Origin of the sequence: Paenibacillus sp. FSL R10-2736, from assembly GCF_038000245.1 — a bacterium.
In the GTDB taxonomy this organism is placed as follows: Bacteria; Bacillota; Bacilli; order Paenibacillales; family Paenibacillaceae; genus Paenibacillus_AQ; species Paenibacillus_AQ phytohabitans.
Genome location: NZ_JBBOBN010000001.1, coordinates 2,030,279 through 2,046,707 on the forward strand (window position 1 = coordinate 2,030,279; position 16,429 = coordinate 2,046,707).

The following is a 16,429-nucleotide window of genomic DNA, read 5'->3' on the forward strand; positions in this document are numbered from 1 at the left end:
TATCAATATCATATACGGGGTGTGGAAATGAGAGAGAAAACCTTTGTACTGGCACCGGATTCTTTTAAGGAGAGTATGACTGCGAAGGAAGTCTGTCTTGCGATGGAGAGCGGACTGCGGAAGATTTATCCGGAAGCGGCTTATATCCATGTTCCCATGGCAGACGGCGGAGAGGGGACGGTACAGTCTCTTGTCGATGCTTCCGGCGGGGAGATTCATTATAAAAAAGTTGTGGGCCCGCTTGGACAGCCGGTTACAGCGAAATACGGAATTCTTGGCGACGGAGCGACTGCGGCGATTGAGATGGCTTCTGCCAGCGGCATTCAGCTGGTGGACAAGGCAGACCGGAATCCGCTGATCACAACGACTTACGGTACAGGCGAACTGATTCTGGAATGTCTGGAACAGGGAATCCGGAAAATTATTATCGGCATCGGCGGGAGTGCGACCAATGATGGCGGCGCAGGCATGGCCGAGGCGCTGGGTGCGAGATTCATCGATGAGGCGGGGGAGTTGCTGCCGCGCGGCGGCGGTAGTCTGGGCCGGCTGAGCAGCGTCGACATCAGCTCGCTTGATGCAAGACTGCAGCAGGTTCAGCTGATTGTGGCCTGTGATGTGACGAATCCGCTCTGCGGCGATCATGGGGCATCGGCGGTATTCGGCCCGCAAAAAGGCGCTACCCCTGAAATGGTGCAGCAGCTTGATGCCAATCTCGCTCATTATGCGGCGGTGGTGAAGCTGCAGCTTGGCAAGGATGTGCGGGATCTTCCCGGTGCCGGTGCGGCCGGCGGTCTGGGGGCAGGCCTTATGATCTTTACGCAGGCCACACTCCAGAAGGGGATCGAGATCTTGATCGAGTACACGGGTCTTGCGCGGAAGCTGGCGGATGCGGACTTCGTATTTACCGGTGAAGGCGGAATCGATTTCCAGACCAAATTCGGCAAAACACCGTATGGCGTAGCCCGTACCGCCAAAGCCAACGGCAAGAAGGTGATTGCCCTGGCCGGTTACATCGGCAAAGGAATTGAAACGCTGTATGCAGAAGGCATCGATGCCATCTTCGGCATAGTCCCGGGTGCTTCCAGCCTGGAGCAGCTATTGGCTGAAGGCCCGGCTAATGTCGAGCGGACCTGCGAGAATATTGCGAGGTTGCTGAAGCTTGGCGAATAGTGGAGCTGGGCGGGTAGTGTAGCAAGGTGAATAGTGGATCTGGGCGAATAGCTGAGTTGAATTGGATTGAGTCTGATTGAATAGCCCCTGGGATAATTCCCAGGGGCTATTGGTTTTGTATAGGGGAGAGTAATCTTAGGCAGAGGTGAAATCCTGCACGAAATACAACATTCTTCCCGTGATATCGAATCTAATCACAGATTGTTGTATGAAATGCAGGCGTGTTGATTCCCCATATTATGGAATGAATATAATTCCCAAAATGCTCTTGTTCCTGAGTAGACTCAGTTGAACCTGCCACTCCAGCGGAAGACTAAATATACGCCAATGCTGCATAAATTCCCAAAGGGTCAGTTGAGCAAAGGCAGGCACGTTGGAGTGGATTTCATCATAAACGCGTCTCAGAAGCACATAGACAGCAAGGGCCACAAACAATTGGCTGTATACTGCATTTTCGGTGGTTCCAAATAGACATGGCACGTTCAGATGCTGTTTAATCCAGCGGAAAAAGACTTCAATTTCCCAGCGTGCCTTGTAGATTTCGGCGATTACATGAGCGGACTCTTTTCTCAAATCGGTCACGACCCGTACGACTTCCCCCCGGTCATTTTCAAATTCTACGACCCGGTGGCGCTGAGCGGATTGGCACTTCCCTTGACCGATATAACAAGTCATATCACGAACAATTTTCGTTTCTCCCTCTGCGGGTCGCTGGAGGTTTCTCGGCTTCACCAAATGGAGATTGTCTTTGAGTCGAATCACAAACGACTGGCCCTGGAGCACATATTGATCCAATCTGCTAATTTTTCCATACGCCCGATCCTGTACCAAAATGTAGTCCGTATCTGCCAAAACTTCTCCAAACGGAGCGTCATTGCGCTTCGCAATCGATTCCTCCACGTTCACGGGTAAACGCTGACCTTGCGAAAGAGCGACATGCAGCTTAATGCCCCCTCTAAATTTTTTGTACGAGGCCCAAGGCATTCGGGAATTCGCCGCCGTGACCGTCGTCGAGTCAATCAGCAGAAGATCTTTAGGAAGATTCAGATGCCGCCGGGTTTGTCGGTTACATTTCTTGACGAGCAGTTGAAAGATACGTTTGAAGATTTCGTAAGGGACTTCACCGGCCTTGCCGGAAAGGGTGGAGTAATGAATCTCAGGCAAGTCAAAGTTTGGGCCTAAGCGGGCACTTTGCCGGAAGCCGTCCCATTTGTGGTAGCAGGCTTGGACAAAGTAATCGAGTAGCAACCCGACGGTCATTTTGGTTCCACTATCTACGTAGTCCTTGGTTTGTCCAGTCACCATTTGGACTTCTTCCGGTGTTAATACTTGTTTGAAAACGGCTAAAAATGGGGTATATTTATTCATGAGGTCGCCTCATTTCGGTTTGGTTTGGTCGTACTTACCATTACCCGAAATGGCGGCCTTTTTCGTCCCTTTTTTGGGAAATCAACACGCCTATATGAAATGCAACATTTCCCCGTGTAGGCCGCTCGAGGAAGGAGAAATGTTGTATTTCATACAGGCCTGTTGATTCCCCATATTATAGAATGGATATAATTCCCAAAACAACCTTGTTCCTGAGCAGACTCAATTGAACCTGCCACTCCAGCGGAAGACTAAATATACGCCAATGCTGCATAAATTCCCAAAGGGTCAGTTGAGCAAAGGCAGGCACGTTGGAGTGGATTTCATCATAAACGCGTCTCAGAAGCACATAGACAGCAAGGGCCACAAACAATTGGCTGTATACTGCATTTTCGGTGGTTCCAAATAGACATGGCACGTTCAGATGCTGTTTAATCCAGCGGAAAAAGACTTCAATTTCCCAGCGTGCCTTGTAGATTTCGGCGATTACATGAGCGGACTCTTTTCTCAAATCGGTCACGACCCGTACAACTTCCCCCGGTCATTTTCAAATTCTACGACCCGGTGGCGCTGAGCGGATTGGCACTTCCCTTGACCGATATAACAAGTCATATCACGAACAATTTTCGTTTCTCCCTCTGCGGGTCGCTGGAGGTTTCTCGGCTTCACCAAATGGAGATTGTCTTTGAGTCGAATCACAAACGACTGGCCCTGGAGCACATATTGATCCAATCTGCTAATTTTTCCATACGCCCGATCCTGTACCAAAATGTAGTCCGTATCTGCCAAAACTTCTCCAAACGGAGCGTCATTGCGCTTCGCAATCGATTCCTCCACGTTCACGGGTAAACGCTGACCTTGCGAAAGAGCGACATGCAGCTTAATGCCCCCTCTAAATTTTTTGTATGAGGCCCAAGGCATTCGGGAATTCGCCGCCGTGACCGTAGTCGAGTCAATCAGCAGAAGATCTTTAGGAAGATTCAGATGCCGCCGGGTTTGTCGGTTACATTTCTTGACGAGCAGTTGAAAGATACGTTTGAAGATTTCGTAAGGGACTTCACCGGCCTTGCCGGAAAGGGTGGAGTAATGAATCTCAGGCAAGTCAAAGTTTGGGCCTAAGCGGGCACTTTGCCGGAAGCCGTCCCATTTGTGGTAGCAGGCTTGGACAAAGTAATCGAGTAGCAACCCGACGGTCATTTTGGTTCCTCTATCCACGTAGTCCTTGGTTTGTCCAGTCACCATTTGGACTTCTTCCGGTGTTAATACTTGTTTGAAAACGGCTAAAAATGGGGTATATTTATTCATGAGGTCGCCTCATTTCGGTTTGGTTTGGTCGTACTTACCATTACCCGAAATGGCGGCCTTTTTCGTCCCTTTTTTTGGGAAATCAACACGCCTATATTTCATACAACAATCGTTACGAAACCGCCTGAATTTACGCTTCCGAGTTGTATTACGTACAACATTTGGAAACGCGGGGCAGTAATTCAACGCACGGGACGCCCGCGCAATCCGCACCCTCCCGCACCCGAGCACCCGCCCGCCTACACCCGCATCCGCCCCCTCGCACCCGCACCCCGCCGACGGACCCGACCGCCTGCCCGCACTCGCACACCCTCCCGCGCACACCCTCCCGCACCCGCACGCACCCCCGCCAGGACATAACAACACGAGAAGCTGCTCTACTTATAGAGCGCTAGCAATTCATACGTAAGCTCGAAGAGCTGCAGCAGATTCCTCGGGTCTTTGCCGGTAATACTCTCGATCCGCTTCAGGCGGTATTGGAGAGTATTGCGGTGAATGTTGAGATGATCCGCCGTTTGCGAGACGCTGCAGTTATGGTTGACGAAGCTTCTGAGCGTCTCCAGCAGATCGGCGGTATCCTCCAGCTTGATCGCCCTGCCGGGTTTGTCCGACAGCTTCGCATGGCTGAGCTTCACCAGAAATTCAGCTTCTTCGAAGGTAATGGCTTGTGAAGCAGGCTTCAGCGCAAGCAGTATACCCAAGGCCGATTTGGCCTGGCGGTACCCTTCGGCAATGCTGGACTCCAGTCTGCCGGAGGCCAGTAGCAGGAGCGGCTGGTTATGCAGCAGCTCTGTAATCAGCGGGCTGCAGTCGGGACGGTTCTGGATCAGCAGCAGCCAGGTATCTTCATCCAGCTGGAAGGACGGGTAACGCAGCAGGAGCTTGGCAGCATCTTTTTCCGGATTGAAATGCTTGAGATAGAGTACCGTAGTCTTCAGCAGCAGATCAATATTGTATGCAGCAGCTTCTTTTCTTAATTTCTGGGAATACGCTCCCTGATGGGCGAGCAGCATTTCCAGCATAGCCTTCTTGCGGTTTGCCTCATTCGCGAGATTCTCCAGCGTGTTCCGCTGTTCGATGAGCAGGGATACCGTGGTTCTTACGATGTTGCAAAAAGGCCGGACCTCCTCAGGGCTCCCGGAAATCCCGATCACACCAACGCGGGTGTTACCGATGACAATCGGTTCGTTGGTCCCTTTTTTCTCATACAGACCATCCTCCAGCACCTCGACCATTTGCCCGGTGGACAAGGCCTTGACTGCCCCCTGGTGAACGGTGCCGACCCGTTCTTTCTTTCCGCTGCCGACAATAATCCCCTGATGATTCATGATGTTGATATTATAAGGAATATCCATCATCATTTTGTCTACAATTTCCTGCGCCTGCTTCTCGGATAGCTGAAACAACCGGAATTCCCCCCTTCGCCGTGCCCGGATGGCTGCCTAGGCAACCTCAGTCTCTTCCATTGTGCATCTGAACAAAAGTATAGAGCATTCTGCACTGAGAATAAAGACTGAACCGGTGTGCCGGATCTAAGGGGGCGGCCAAACGGCCCAGGCAGAGTAGCGCAGCCATGTTTTACGGATTATGCGGACTATGGACTAGATAGAGACTTGGGAGATTCCCGCCCGGCTGAAAATCTCTTTCAAAGTAACCTCCTTGTCTGCGTTCCAGGGATTTGCGGGTGCAAGGCTGAAGGTGGACACCGGTACACCAGCCAGACGAATGGCTTCTTTTATTGAAGGAATGAAGGGATCATCGATACTATACAGCGGAGGGATCTCTATAATTCTCCGGTGAAACTCAAGCACCTCTGCCATATCATTCTTCAGGAAGCTGCTGAGTAACCCGAGCATCAGCTGCGGTGCGAAGTTGGCACTGGCGGCAATCGCCCCGTCTCCACCGGCAGCAAGCGTAGGCAGCAGATATTCATCGAAACCGCAAAATACCGAGAAGTCCGGTTTAACCGCCTTCACCTGCATAATCATCTGCCGGATATGGCTGAGCTGGTCTACGGTTTCCTTAATTCCAGTTACATTTGTATATTTGGCGGCAAGGCGGCTGACGAAGGCCGGACTCAGATCCTGGCCAGTCAGCGCCGGGAAGTTGTACAGCATTAGCGGCACATCAACGGCTTCCAGAATAGAGGCATAATGCGAGAACAAAGCCTCTTCGCTAAGCTTGTAATAATAAGGATTAATGACAACGATGCCTGTCGCCCCTTGCTCCGCAGCATGCTTGCTAAGGCGGAGGGTCTCTGCTGTCGTATTGCTGCCGGTGCCAATCCATACGGGAAGACGGCCATTCGTGTATTTAATGCATACCTCAGTGATTTCCTCGCGCTGCCCGGTGCTGAACAAGCTGAATTCTCCGGCTGTCCCGAGGAAAAAGAGTCCCTGAACCCCTTGCCGGATCAGGCTGTCGATTAGCAGCTTCATTCCGCTTGGGTCGAATTTTCCGGATTGATCCAGAATCGTCGGAACCGGGGGAATGATGCCTGTATGATGCGGTCTCATGGTCATGTTAGAAATTTTCATTTTATTCCGCCTCCAGGTTTGTTATTATAAACATAAGATTATTATAGTGAACTAAGAGAGCTTAATCAATTGATTTATGAGAGGGGAATGAAGGTTTGGACCGGAAATATTGGGTTCCAGCTTTAGAACGGGCCGATTTGATTCTTACGGCAATCTCCAGGAAGCCCGGAGAACATAAAATGACCGACCTGTGCGATGAAACGGGCATTAACAAAAGCTCCATGTTCTCGCTGCTGCGTACAATGGAAACCCTGCAATGGGTGGTGAAGGATGACAGGGAGGCTTACGCGCTGGGGGCTGGAGTTTCCTACTATAATACGGTTTACAACGAATCGCTTAAGCAGAATACGAATCTGGTGGAGCGCTTCCTGGCAGGCTCTGCACAGAGCGTCAGGGTAATCGGGGAAACCTTTCAGTTATCGGTTCTTGACCGGGATGAGATTATCTATCTGGCCAAGCAGGAAGGCCCCTCCCTTGTGAGGCTGGAGTCCAGTCCCGGGATGCGGTTCCCGGCGCATGCGACCGCCATGGGCAAGATGATGCTTGCACTGCTGCCGGACGGCGAGCTCATAAGACGTTATTCCGGCAAAACCTTAACTGCGGTTACGTCTCACACGTTGACGGATTGGGCGGAATTCACGGCTGCATTGGCTGAGATTCGCGAGGCCGGTTACGCAGTGGACCGGGAAGAAATTATTCAGGGCATCAGCTGCGTGGCTGCGCCGATTCTGGATGCTGCGGGAAATGCCGTTGCCGCTGTAAGCACCACGATGCTGCAGCATGCTTTTGCCGATAAACAGGAGGCTGCGGTCCGGGAAGTGATAGAGCTGGCGAGGAAACTATCCTTGTGTTAATCGTCTGGACAAGTTCATTCTGAAGGAGAGAAGGGTTAAGTGTGGAGCTGACTTTGCATGAGATTATGAAGGAAGCCATAGATGATACTGTTCCTGTACATACCGCTGCGGAAGGTCCCGCAGGCAAGCTTCCGATTACAGGTGAGGTGCTGCGAAATGCCCCAAGCGGGGAAATCTTCGGAATGACCCAGAATGCGGGGATGGGCTGGAATCCGCTGCAGCTGAACAGGCCGCAATATCTGATTCTCGGCACGATGGGCGGAATCCGGCGGGAGGACGGCAGTCCGCTTGCGCTCGGATACCATACCGGACACTGGGAAATCGGTGTGATGATGGAAGAAATCGCTGAGGAGCTCACCGCCAATCAGGGGATTCCGTTTGCCGGGTATGTCAGTGATCCCTGTGACGGGCGCTCCCAGGGAACCACGGGCATGTTCGATTCTCTTCCTTACCGGAATGATGCGGCCGTGGTTCTGCGGCGGCTGATTCGTTCCCTACCCACCCGCAAAGGAGTTCTGGGCGTAGCCACCTGCGATAAAGGTCTGCCCGCCATGATGCTGGCGCTGGCCGGAATGCGGCATCAGCTTCCGGGGATTATCGTGCCTGGCGGCGTTACACTGCCGCCGGTTAACGGCGAGGATGCCGGCAAGGTGCAGAGCATCGGAGCGCGGTTCAGCAATGGTGAACTTTCGCTCGAGGATGCAGCCGATCTGGGCTGCCGGGCCTGCGCTACCCCGGGAGGCGGCTGTCAATTCCTCGGCACGGCCGCAACGGCCCAGGTGATTGCTGAAGCACTGGGCATGTCGCTGCCTCATTCGGCTCTGTCACCATCGGGGCAGCCGGTCTGGAAGAATATCGGCCGCCAGTCGGCCCGCGCGCTTCAGCATATGGAGCATAGCGGAATAGTGATGAGTGATATTCTTACAGATCGGGCCATTAAGAACGCGATGGTGCTGCATGCCGCGTTCGGAGGCTCCACGAATCTGCTGCTGCATCTGCCGGCCGTTGCCCATGCCGCCGGGCTGAAGATACCTTCAGTTGATGACTGGAACGAGGTGAACCGCCAGGTTCCCCGGCTGGTCAGTGTGCTTCCGAACGGACCGGTGCCGCATCCGACGATCCGCGTGTTCCTGGCAGGAGGTGTTCCGGAAGTCATGCTGCATTTACGGCGGCTGGGGCTAATTGACGAATCCGTATTGACCGTGACAGGGCGGACGCTGGGCGAGAATCTGGACTGGTGGGAGACCTCGCAGAGACGGGCGGACATGCGGCGGAGACTGCAGGAAGCGGATGGCATTGACCCGGATTCTGTGATCATGAGCCCGGAAGAGGCCAAGCGGCAGGGGATGGCTTCCACAATGACGTTCCCCACAGGGAATCTCTGCCCCGAAGGTGCAGTCATCAAATCGGCAGCGATTGACCCTTCCGTCTTGGACAGCGAAGGAGTCTACAGGCATACGGGAAGAGTGAAGGTGTTCACTGCCGAGAAGGATGCGATCCGTAGCATCAAGAACGGTAAGGTGCAGGCCGGGGATATTCTGGCTATCATCGGCCGGGGGCCCAGCGGAACAGGGATGGAAGAAACCTACCAGCTGACATCCGCGCTCAAGCATCTGCCTTACGGCAAATATGTCACGCTGATCACGGATGCCCGGTTCTCCGGCGTGTCCACCGGTGCCTGCATCGGACATATGGGACCCGAAGCGCTGGCTGGCGGTCCCCTCGGGAAGCTGCGAGACAATGACTGGGTAGAGGTGCTGATCGATACCGTGAAGCTGGATGGGAGCGTGAATCTGGTCGGGGAAGGCGGACAGCCGCTGTCGAAGGAAGCGGGAACGGAGCTTCTGAACGCGAGGACTCCGCATCCGGGCCTTGCCGTTGATCCGGGCCTGCCGGATGATACCCGGCTATGGGCCGCACTGCAGGCGGCAAGCGGAGGGACCTGGCAGGGCTGTGTCTACGATACGGATAGAATTATTGCCTTACTGGAAGCAGGACGGCAAGCACTGGGGGAGACAAGATGAGCACAACACTGATTCACAATCCGATTCTACGCGGGTTTCATCCGGACCCGTCCATCTGCCGGGCGGGAGAAGACTATTATATTGCCACCTCCACCTTCGAGTGGTTTCCCGGCGTACGGATTCATCATTCCCGCGATCTCGTGAACTGGCGGCCGCTTACGTATGCACTAACCCGCAAGTCGCAGCTGAATATGGAAGGTGATCCGGATTCCGGAGGTGTGTGGGCACCTTGCCTGACTTACGATGATGGACTCTTTTATCTGATCTATACCGATGTCAAAAGCAGACAGGGTGCCTTCAAGGATACGCCTAACTATCTGGTGACTGCCGGGAATATCGAAGGTCCCTGGTCTGAGCCTGTATACCTGAACAGCAGCGGCTTCGACCCTTCGCTGTTCCATGACGATGACGGGCGCAAATGGCTGGTCAACATGCTGTGGGATCACCGCACCGGCAATAACAGCTTCGCCGGGATTGTACTGCAGGAATATTCCGCAACTGAGCAGCGGCTGACCGGTCCGGTCATTCCCATCTACAAGGGAACTGAGCTGAAGCTTACGGAAGGGCCGCATCTGTACCGGAAGGACGGCTGGTATTATCTCATCACAGCTGAGGGCGGTACACAGTATAATCATGCGGTGACGGTGGCCCGGTCGAAGCAGATTGAAGGTCCGTATGAGACAGCTCCGAATCATCCGCTGCTGACCTCTGCCGGAAACCGTGAACTGGAGCTGCAGAAGGCGGGACATGCCAGTCTTGTACACACGCATACAGACGAATGGTATATGGTGCATCTGTGCGGCCGTCCCGTGAAAGACCATTACTGCAATCTCGGCCGGGAGACAGCGATTCAGCGCTGCGAATTCATGGAGGACGGCTGGCTCGCCCTGGCCGGAGGCGGGAACGCCCCGGCGCTTACTGTGCCGGGTCCGGACATTCCGGAGCATCCATTCTCCGCTCCGGCTCCCCGTGATGATTTCGATGACCCGCAGCTGGATGTCCGCTGGAGCACCCTGCGTGTGCCTGCTGAGGAAGCGTGGCTCTCACTACAGGAGCGCCCCGGATATTTGCGCCTCCGGGGCAGAGAATCCATGAGCTCCATGCACCGCCAGAGTCTGGTTGCCCTGCGCCAGCAGGCCTTCAGCTGCAGCGCCGAAACCGCCATTGAATTCGAGCCGCAGCACTTCCAGCAGATGGCCGGATTAATTGTCTATTATGATACGAAGGATTATCTCTACTTGCGGATCACTCATGATGAGACCCTCGGGAAATGCGTGGGCATCATCCGCTCCCGGGACGGGGTCTACGAGGATACCCTTACGGCAGATATTGCGCTACCGCCGGGAGCAAGCGTAGCATTAAAGGTAGTGATCGACCGGGAATTCGCCCAATTCTATTACCGGGCCGGAGAGTCTGACTGGGAGAAGATCGGCGGGCCCATGGAAATCTATCATCTGTCCGATGATTTCCCGGCCTATATCCGGTTTACCGGCACATTTATCGGAATGTGTGTGCAGGATTTGAGCGGAACGCTGCGTGCGGCGGATTTTGATTATTTTGAATACCGGGAGTTTGAGGTGTAAAGCGCCTTTTATGCGGGTTGAACAAGAGAATGTCAGGCGTCACAAGAAGAGGGGTGTACATCAAGTGCATCACTCTTTTTGTGCCGTCTTTTTACGTTTCAGATTAAGCCATTGACCTTAGGTCTGGCCTAAGGTATATCATTGAAGCCATAAGCAGGGAAGTGAGGAGGATGACTGGTGGGGGCGGAAATTACAATTGGCGAGTTGGCCGAGCTTATGCAGGTGTCGGTTCATCAGATCCGTTATTTCGAGGAAAAGGGTCTGCTGCTTCCTTCCTATACGGATACGAACCAGTATCGCAAGTATGGCATAGACCAGATCTATCAGCTGTCGCAAATTATGCTGCTGCGCAAGCTGGGGATGCCCGTGCAGGCCATCAAGGAAAGTATGGCGGAGGACGGACAGCAGGCGATGGAAGAGAGGCTGCATCACTCGCTGGTAGAGATCGGCGGAGAGATTGCCCGGCTCCAGCTGCTGGAGCAGTTCATTCTGAAGGTTCTGCAGGAGCAGCGCGATTTCCAAATGGAGAAACAGAACTGCCAGGTGATGAGGCGGGAAGCAATGCCGCTGCAGAAGTGGTTTGAAATGGATTCGGAAGCAACTCTTGATGCGAGAACACTGGCGGAGCAGTCTGTACGAGTGAACGCCTTGTCCGAAACGGATATTCATTATATTTACGACCGTACGGATACTGTGTCATTGTATACGGCTGTAGAGCCCGGCGGAAGAGCCCAGCGGGTCTTGCCGGCGGGAGAATATCTCTCTTGCCGGCTACAGGTAACAGATGAATCCGTGCTTAAGGAAGAGATCGGACAATTCAGCCGCTATGCTGAGCAAGAATATGGTGAACTTCCGGGTCCCCTTGTTCTCATCGAGAAATCCTACCTCTCCTTATTCAGCAGAGACAAGCTACATTACGAAATTTTGCTCTGCATTGAATCTGGGGACGCTACAGGAGGTGCTGATGCAAGGTGACGAACACTTCGATTGCTACAACGGTTACGATTGCAGACATGCAGCCTGGGTATAACCGCGAGGTCAGCCGGATCATTGTCCATGGATTCCAGGGCAAGTTTACTGCGCGAACCAAGATTGAGCCGGATGGGCTTGCTTTGTTTTTCGAGCAGCTGCTGGGCTATACGGCGGAAGGTCCGTACACGAAGCGGGTGGTGGCGCTGCAAGGGGAGACCGTGGTCGGTACCCTTAGCCTGAAGTGGCACAAGAACTCTGTAAGTATCACCGGAAAGGCGGCTGAATCCGCCAAGCTTTCTGTATGGAAGCAAATTTCAGGGATTGGCACAAGAAATACACTGCTGCTGCTGGCCACGCTCTATGGCTTGAACTATGACCCATTGCCGGGAGAATGTTATATCGCAGATCTTGCGGTTCATCCTGAACATCAGGGGACAGGTGTAGGCCGGCTGCTGGTTCGCTGGGCACATCAATTTATGGAGGAGCATCCGTTGTTATTAGGTTTGAGCCTGCATGTCTCCGAACACAACAGGGCTGCCAAGCGTTTGTATGAACGCCTTGGATTCTGTACACAAACGGAAGAGTATAGGCTGTTAAGTAAGCTTTTGTCGGGTGAAGAGAAGTGGGAATATATGATTTGCAGGCAATAGGGAGGTTCTTATGAGGAAGAAAACCGCAATCTCATTAATCATCGTGTTACTTGGGCTGCTTGGTGCAGGTCTCTATGTTGTGCGGCAAAATACTTTTGACATGATAGAGCGGGCCGTCGAAATTCCCACGCCGCAGGGCAAATTGACCGGTACGCTTACGCTGCCCCGGAATGCGCCCGGTAGACTGGGTCTGGTGCTGTTTATCCATGGCGACGGACCGGTCGATGCTTCACATAATGACGGATATAAACCGCTCTGGGAACGGCTCGCCTCGCTGGGTTATGCCTCTCTGTCGCTTAATAAAAGAGGAATCAATGGCTCCGCAGGCAACTGGCTTGAGCAGAGTATCGAGGATCGGGTGGAGGAAGCCGGGCAGGCCCTGGCCTGGGCCAGAACACAGACGTTCGTGGATAGCGGGCGGATTGGTGTATGGGGAGCTAGCCAAGCGGGTTGGGTGATTCCGAAACTTGCGGCACAAGAAACGCTCGCATTCAGCATTCTGGTCTCACCGGCCATCAATTGGCTGCAGCAGGGGGCGTATAATACCCGGCAGCAGATGAAGAAGGACGGTTGTACCGCCGAGGAAATTAAGCGTCAGATCACCTATGAGCAGCAAGTAGATGAACTTTTGCTTCGGGGGGCAGACTATGAAGAATATACTCAATTGACTCATCCGAAGGAGAAAATGTCCGCAGAACGCTGGTCATTTGTCCGCCGGAACTTTCTGTCCGACGCTACGAATGAACTACAGAACTTCAAATCCCCGGTGCTCCTGCTGCTTGGCGAAGAGGACTTGAATGTAGATGTGGAGCAAACGGAGTCGGTGTACCGTGAGAACATCAGCCCTGCCTCACTGCTCACGGTTAGGCTGTTCCCGGACACCGAGCACTCTATGCTTCGGGTCCAAACGGCTGATTCTTCACTGCGTGCATTGATGATCAGTCTCTTTGCCCCGCGGAAGATTACGGTTGATGGTTATATGGAGCAGATTGAACTGTTTCTGAGTAAACAAGGCTGAAGTGTGGAGGGAAGAATGGAGGGTTTGGATATAAAAGAAGACCGGGACCAACCGTCCCGGTCTTTCGGTAAGTACTTATCTCGTATCGCCTGCCCATCAGCCGACATACTTCTCCAGCGTAGCCCTTACGGCACCGGGTCCCGCCAGCATCTCAGTGAACATCCCCTGGATGACTTCGCCGAGTCCGATGGCGTACAGATCAACGCCGAAGATGGCTTGATCCTCCAGAACTGCCCGCACCTTCGCTGCCTGCTCTGCATTCGCGCCAAGCGTAATTCCTTCCAGCCGGGTCTGCAAGGCTTCCAGCAGCGGGTCAGGACTTAGTGCGAATACGCCGCCTTCATCGTTCACGCCAAGCAGATACCGGCACCAGGCCGCAATCGCCAGCGGAATGGCGGTCAGCTGCGCCGGATCGAGCTCCTCACGGCGGATGTACGACTTGATCGTCTCGCCGAAGCGGATGCCGACCTTCTGGGAGGTGTCGGTAGCAATCCGCTGCGGGGTATCCGGAATGAACGGATTGGCGAACCGTTCCTGCAGCACTTCGTCGAGGAATTGCTTCGGACTGAGAATGCCGGGGTCTACCACAACCGGCAGGCCCTCCTGGTAGCCGATGATCTCCACGAGCTTCCGCAATGTGGCGTCCTTCATCTCATCGGCGATCAGCGTGTAGCCGAGCAGACAGCCGGTTACAGCCAGTGCTGTATGCAGCGGGTTGAGGCAAGTGGTTACCTTCATAGTTTCCACATTGTTGACCGTATCACGGTCCGTGAAGATTACACCGGCTTCTTCCAGCGCCGGGCGGCCGTTGGTGAATTTGTCCTCAATCACCAGATACTCGCTGATCTCGGCGTTGACGAACGGTGCAGTGTACGTATTCTTGGAGGTGACGATCACATCCATGCCGCCGATTCCCTGCTCCAGCAGCGCTGCCTGCACCGATTCGGACGGGCGCGGCGTGATTTTGTCAATCATCGACAGCGGGAAGGTAATCTTCTGCTCATCCTCAAGATAAGCTACGAAGCCTTCTTCTACATGGCCTTTGGCCGCCCATTCCTTGGCGATCGTAACCATGCCGTTCTTCAGCTTGTCGCCGTTATGCGAGCAGTTGTCCATGCTGACGAAGGTCATCGGGTACTGTCCCTTCAGATAACGCCGGTAAGCGAAGGAGCAGACGATGCTCATCGCATGGACAGGCTGATCCGGACCGCCGGCGATATCCTTCTCGACGATACCCAGATACTGGCCGTTCGGACCGGTGAGGGAATAGCCTTTTTCCGTAATCGTGAAGCTGGCCATCTGCAGGCTGGGATTCTCGAACACTGCGGTCAGGCGGCTGTAATCCGCTTCGCGGGTCTTATCCGCTGTGAGGCCTTCCACGATGCTGCTGATAATTCTCTTCTGGAAGTCGCCGCGCGCATTCATCAGTACAAGCAGAGTCAGATTATCATAAGGCTTGTAGACCTTGTCGATCATCTCGAAGTCGAAGGTCTCGGCAGCGATGATGCCGGTATCTGCCTTGCCGCTGTCGAGCAGCTTCTGGTGGGCATTGGCCACGAAGCCTCTGAAGATATTTCCGGCGCCAAAGTGAACCCACTCCGGCTTCTCCAGTGTATTCTGTGCTACCGCTGCGAAATCGAACTGCGGCAGCTCTACACCTGCGGCTTCCCAGGCTTCACGGTCCGCAATGCTGCTTCTGGTGAGGCTCAGCATTTATTTCGCCCCCTTGGCATTCTCCAGGCTGTCCCATACGCCCAGCAGATACATAATGCCCATCGCTCTGTCGTACAGGCCATAACCCGGACGGCAGTTTTTCTCCTCGCCCCAGAGATGTCTGCCGTGGTCCGGACGTACATAGCCGGTGTATCCGTTCTCGTGGTAAGCTTTGACAACCTCAGCCACATCCACGCTGCCATCTTGCCCCCGGTGGGATACTTCAATGAAGTCTCCGTTCTCAAATACCTTCACGTTGCGGATATGGGCGAAATAAATCCGGTCGTGGAATTCGCGGATCATCGCCGGAAGATCATTCTGCGGGTTGGTTCCAAGCGAACCTGTGCAGAAGGTAAGGCCGTTATACGGGCTGTCGACCATGTCCAGGAAACGGCGGATGGAATCGCGGCTGCGGATGATGCGCGGCAGTCCGAAGATCGGCCAGGCCGGATCGTCAGGGTGAATGGCCATTTTGATATCCACTTCTTCACAGACCGGAATAATGCGCTCCAGGAAATACTTCAGGTTGTCGAACAGGATATCCTCGGTAACATCGGCGTAAGCCGCGAACAGATCATCCAGCTTCTCCAGCCGCTCCGGCTCCCAGCCCGGCATTGTGAATTCACCGGCACCCCTCAGAATCCGGTCCACCATTTCGCGCGGGTTATCCGTAATGGCAGCCTTTTCATAAAAGAGTGCATTCGATCCGTCCGGCAGCTCCTTGTACAGCTCAGTACGGGTCCAGTCGAACACCGGCATGAAGTTGTAGCAGATGACCTTAACGCCGACCTTGGCCAGCTTGCGGATGGTATCGATATAGATGTCAATGTATTTGTCGCGGGACGGCAGCCCGATCTTGATATCATCATGAACGTTAACGCTTTCTACAACCGCTGTGCTGAAGCCTTTGGCTGTAATCTGATCGGCAACCTTCTGGATTTCTTCCATTTCCCATACTTCACCCGCTACCTTGTGATGTAGCGACCAGACGATGCCCATTACTCCCGGAATTTGACGTACATGGTCAAGGGTAATATTGTCGTTGCCCTCGCCATACCATCTCCAAGTCATATTCATTGTCATTTCCTCCTTGGTATTAAACATAAATACAAATACAATCATTCTGAATGCTTGTGACAATTGACCTTACGGATAAAACGTTTTGTGATATGATCATCTTGTATACAAGTTAGGATTCGTATTGATCATAGAATAAGCTTTATGCTTTGTCAATG

Annotated in this window: 14 protein-coding genes; 7 read left to right on the forward strand and 7 right to left on the reverse strand. The window is 53.6% G+C overall.

What is annotated here, in order from left to right:
* Nucleotides 1-27 precede the first annotated feature (27 nt).
* Nucleotides 28-1,170 carry a glycerate kinase family protein gene (locus NSQ73_RS08410; protein WP_340986117.1) on the forward strand — a complete coding sequence of 381 codons (1,143 nt, stop codon included), beginning with the start codon at nt 28-30 and terminating at the stop codon, nt 1,168-1,170.
* A 237-nt stretch (nt 1,171-1,407) separates the two neighbouring features.
* On the opposite strand, the gene NSQ73_RS08415 is transcribed toward NSQ73_RS08410, so the two are convergent.
* The 5 genes from NSQ73_RS08415 to NSQ73_RS08435 form a co-directional block, all read right to left on the reverse strand.
* A complete protein-coding gene (locus tag NSQ73_RS08415) occupies nt 1,408-2,538 on the reverse strand; it encodes an IS4 family transposase (protein WP_340986060.1) in 1,131 nt (376 codons plus the stop codon).
* 175 nt (nt 2,539-2,713) lie between these two features.
* Entirely contained in the window at nt 2,714-3,058 is a 345-nt protein-coding gene (locus NSQ73_RS08420; protein ID WP_340986118.1) for a transposase, read from the reverse strand.
* On the reverse strand, nt 3,055-3,843 hold the full coding sequence (locus NSQ73_RS08425; RefSeq protein ID WP_340986119.1) for a transposase: 789 nt from the start codon (nt 3,841-3,843) through the stop codon (nt 3,055-3,057). The genes NSQ73_RS08420 and NSQ73_RS08425 overlap by 4 nt, the downstream gene beginning before the upstream one ends.
* 377 nt (nt 3,844-4,220) lie before the next feature.
* On the reverse strand, nt 4,221-5,249 hold the full coding sequence (locus tag NSQ73_RS08430; protein ID WP_340986120.1) for a CdaR family transcriptional regulator: 1,029 nt from the start codon (nt 5,247-5,249) through the stop codon (nt 4,221-4,223).
* Between the two features lie 195 nt (nt 5,250-5,444).
* Complete coding sequence (locus NSQ73_RS08435) at nt 5,445-6,380, reverse strand: dihydrodipicolinate synthase family protein (RefSeq protein ID WP_340986121.1); 936 nt, start codon at nt 6,378-6,380, stop codon at nt 5,445-5,447.
* A 95-nt stretch (nt 6,381-6,475) separates the two neighbouring features.
* Between NSQ73_RS08435 and NSQ73_RS08440 the strand changes: the two genes are divergently transcribed.
* The 6 genes from NSQ73_RS08440 (at nt 6,476) to NSQ73_RS08465 (ending at nt 13,481) form a co-directional block, all read left to right on the forward strand.
* Nucleotides 6,476-7,234, forward strand: a complete 759-nt coding sequence (locus NSQ73_RS08440) for an IclR family transcriptional regulator (protein WP_171718121.1) — start codon at nt 6,476-6,478, stop codon at nt 7,232-7,234.
* Nucleotides 7,235-7,299: 65 nt separating this feature from the next.
* Nucleotides 7,300-9,258: a YjhG/YagF family D-xylonate dehydratase gene (locus NSQ73_RS08445; protein ID WP_340989236.1), complete on the forward strand. Its 1,959-nt coding sequence runs from the start codon at nt 7,300-7,302 to the stop codon at nt 9,256-9,258.
* Entirely contained in the window at nt 9,255-10,841 is a 1,587-nt protein-coding gene (locus NSQ73_RS08450) for a glycoside hydrolase family 43 protein (protein WP_340986122.1), read from the forward strand. Before NSQ73_RS08445 ends, NSQ73_RS08450 begins: the two co-directional genes overlap by 4 nt.
* Nucleotides 10,842-11,018: 177 nt before the next feature.
* Complete coding sequence (locus NSQ73_RS08455; RefSeq protein WP_340986123.1) at nt 11,019-11,816, forward strand: MerR family transcriptional regulator; 798 nt, start codon at nt 11,019-11,021, stop codon at nt 11,814-11,816.
* Complete coding sequence (locus NSQ73_RS08460; protein WP_340986124.1) at nt 11,813-12,463, forward strand: GNAT family N-acetyltransferase; 651 nt, start codon at nt 11,813-11,815, stop codon at nt 12,461-12,463. Before NSQ73_RS08455 ends, NSQ73_RS08460 begins: the two co-directional genes overlap by 4 nt.
* Before the next feature lie 10 nt (nt 12,464-12,473).
* Nucleotides 12,474-13,481, forward strand: a complete 1,008-nt coding sequence (locus NSQ73_RS08465; RefSeq protein ID WP_340986125.1) for an alpha/beta hydrolase family protein — start codon at nt 12,474-12,476, stop codon at nt 13,479-13,481.
* A 96-nt stretch (nt 13,482-13,577) separates the two neighbouring features.
* Here the strand turns inward: NSQ73_RS08465 and NSQ73_RS08470 are convergent, their stop codons facing one another.
* Nucleotides 13,578-15,194, reverse strand: a complete 1,617-nt coding sequence (locus tag NSQ73_RS08470; RefSeq protein ID WP_340986126.1) for a mannitol dehydrogenase family protein — start codon at nt 15,192-15,194, stop codon at nt 13,578-13,580.
* Complete coding sequence (uxuA, locus tag NSQ73_RS08475) at nt 15,195-16,271, reverse strand: mannonate dehydratase (protein ID WP_042138867.1); 1,077 nt, start codon at nt 16,269-16,271, stop codon at nt 15,195-15,197.
* Nucleotides 16,272-16,429 lie beyond the last annotated feature (158 nt).

What these genes read in the sequence shown, in the direction of transcription:
- NSQ73_RS08415 (WP_340986060.1), bottom strand. Translation starts at nt 2,538, where the DNA reads ATGAATAAATATACCCCATTTTTAGCCGTTTTCAAACAAGTATTAACA.
- NSQ73_RS08470 (WP_340986126.1), bottom strand. Translation starts at nt 15,194, where the DNA reads ATGCTGAGCCTCACCAGAAGCAGCATTGCGGACCGTGAAGCCTGGGAA.
- uxuA (WP_042138867.1), bottom strand. Translation starts at nt 16,271, where the DNA reads ATGAATATGACTTGGAGATGGTATGGCGAGGGCAACGACAATATTACC.
- NSQ73_RS08445 (WP_340989236.1), top strand. Translation starts at nt 7,300, where the DNA reads ATGAAGGAAGCCATAGATGATACTGTTCCTGTACATACCGCTGCGGAA.
- NSQ73_RS08410 (WP_340986117.1), top strand. Translation starts at nt 28, where the DNA reads ATGAGAGAGAAAACCTTTGTACTGGCACCGGATTCTTTTAAGGAGAGT.
- NSQ73_RS08435 (WP_340986121.1), bottom strand. Translation starts at nt 6,380, where the DNA reads ATGAAAATTTCTAACATGACCATGAGACCGCATCATACAGGCATCATT.
- NSQ73_RS08450 (WP_340986122.1), top strand. Translation starts at nt 9,255, where the DNA reads ATGAGCACAACACTGATTCACAATCCGATTCTACGCGGGTTTCATCCG.
- NSQ73_RS08425 (WP_340986119.1), bottom strand. Translation starts at nt 3,843, where the DNA reads ATGAATAAATATACCCCATTTTTAGCCGTTTTCAAACAAGTATTAACA.
- NSQ73_RS08465 (WP_340986125.1), top strand. Translation starts at nt 12,474, where the DNA reads ATGAGGAAGAAAACCGCAATCTCATTAATCATCGTGTTACTTGGGCTG.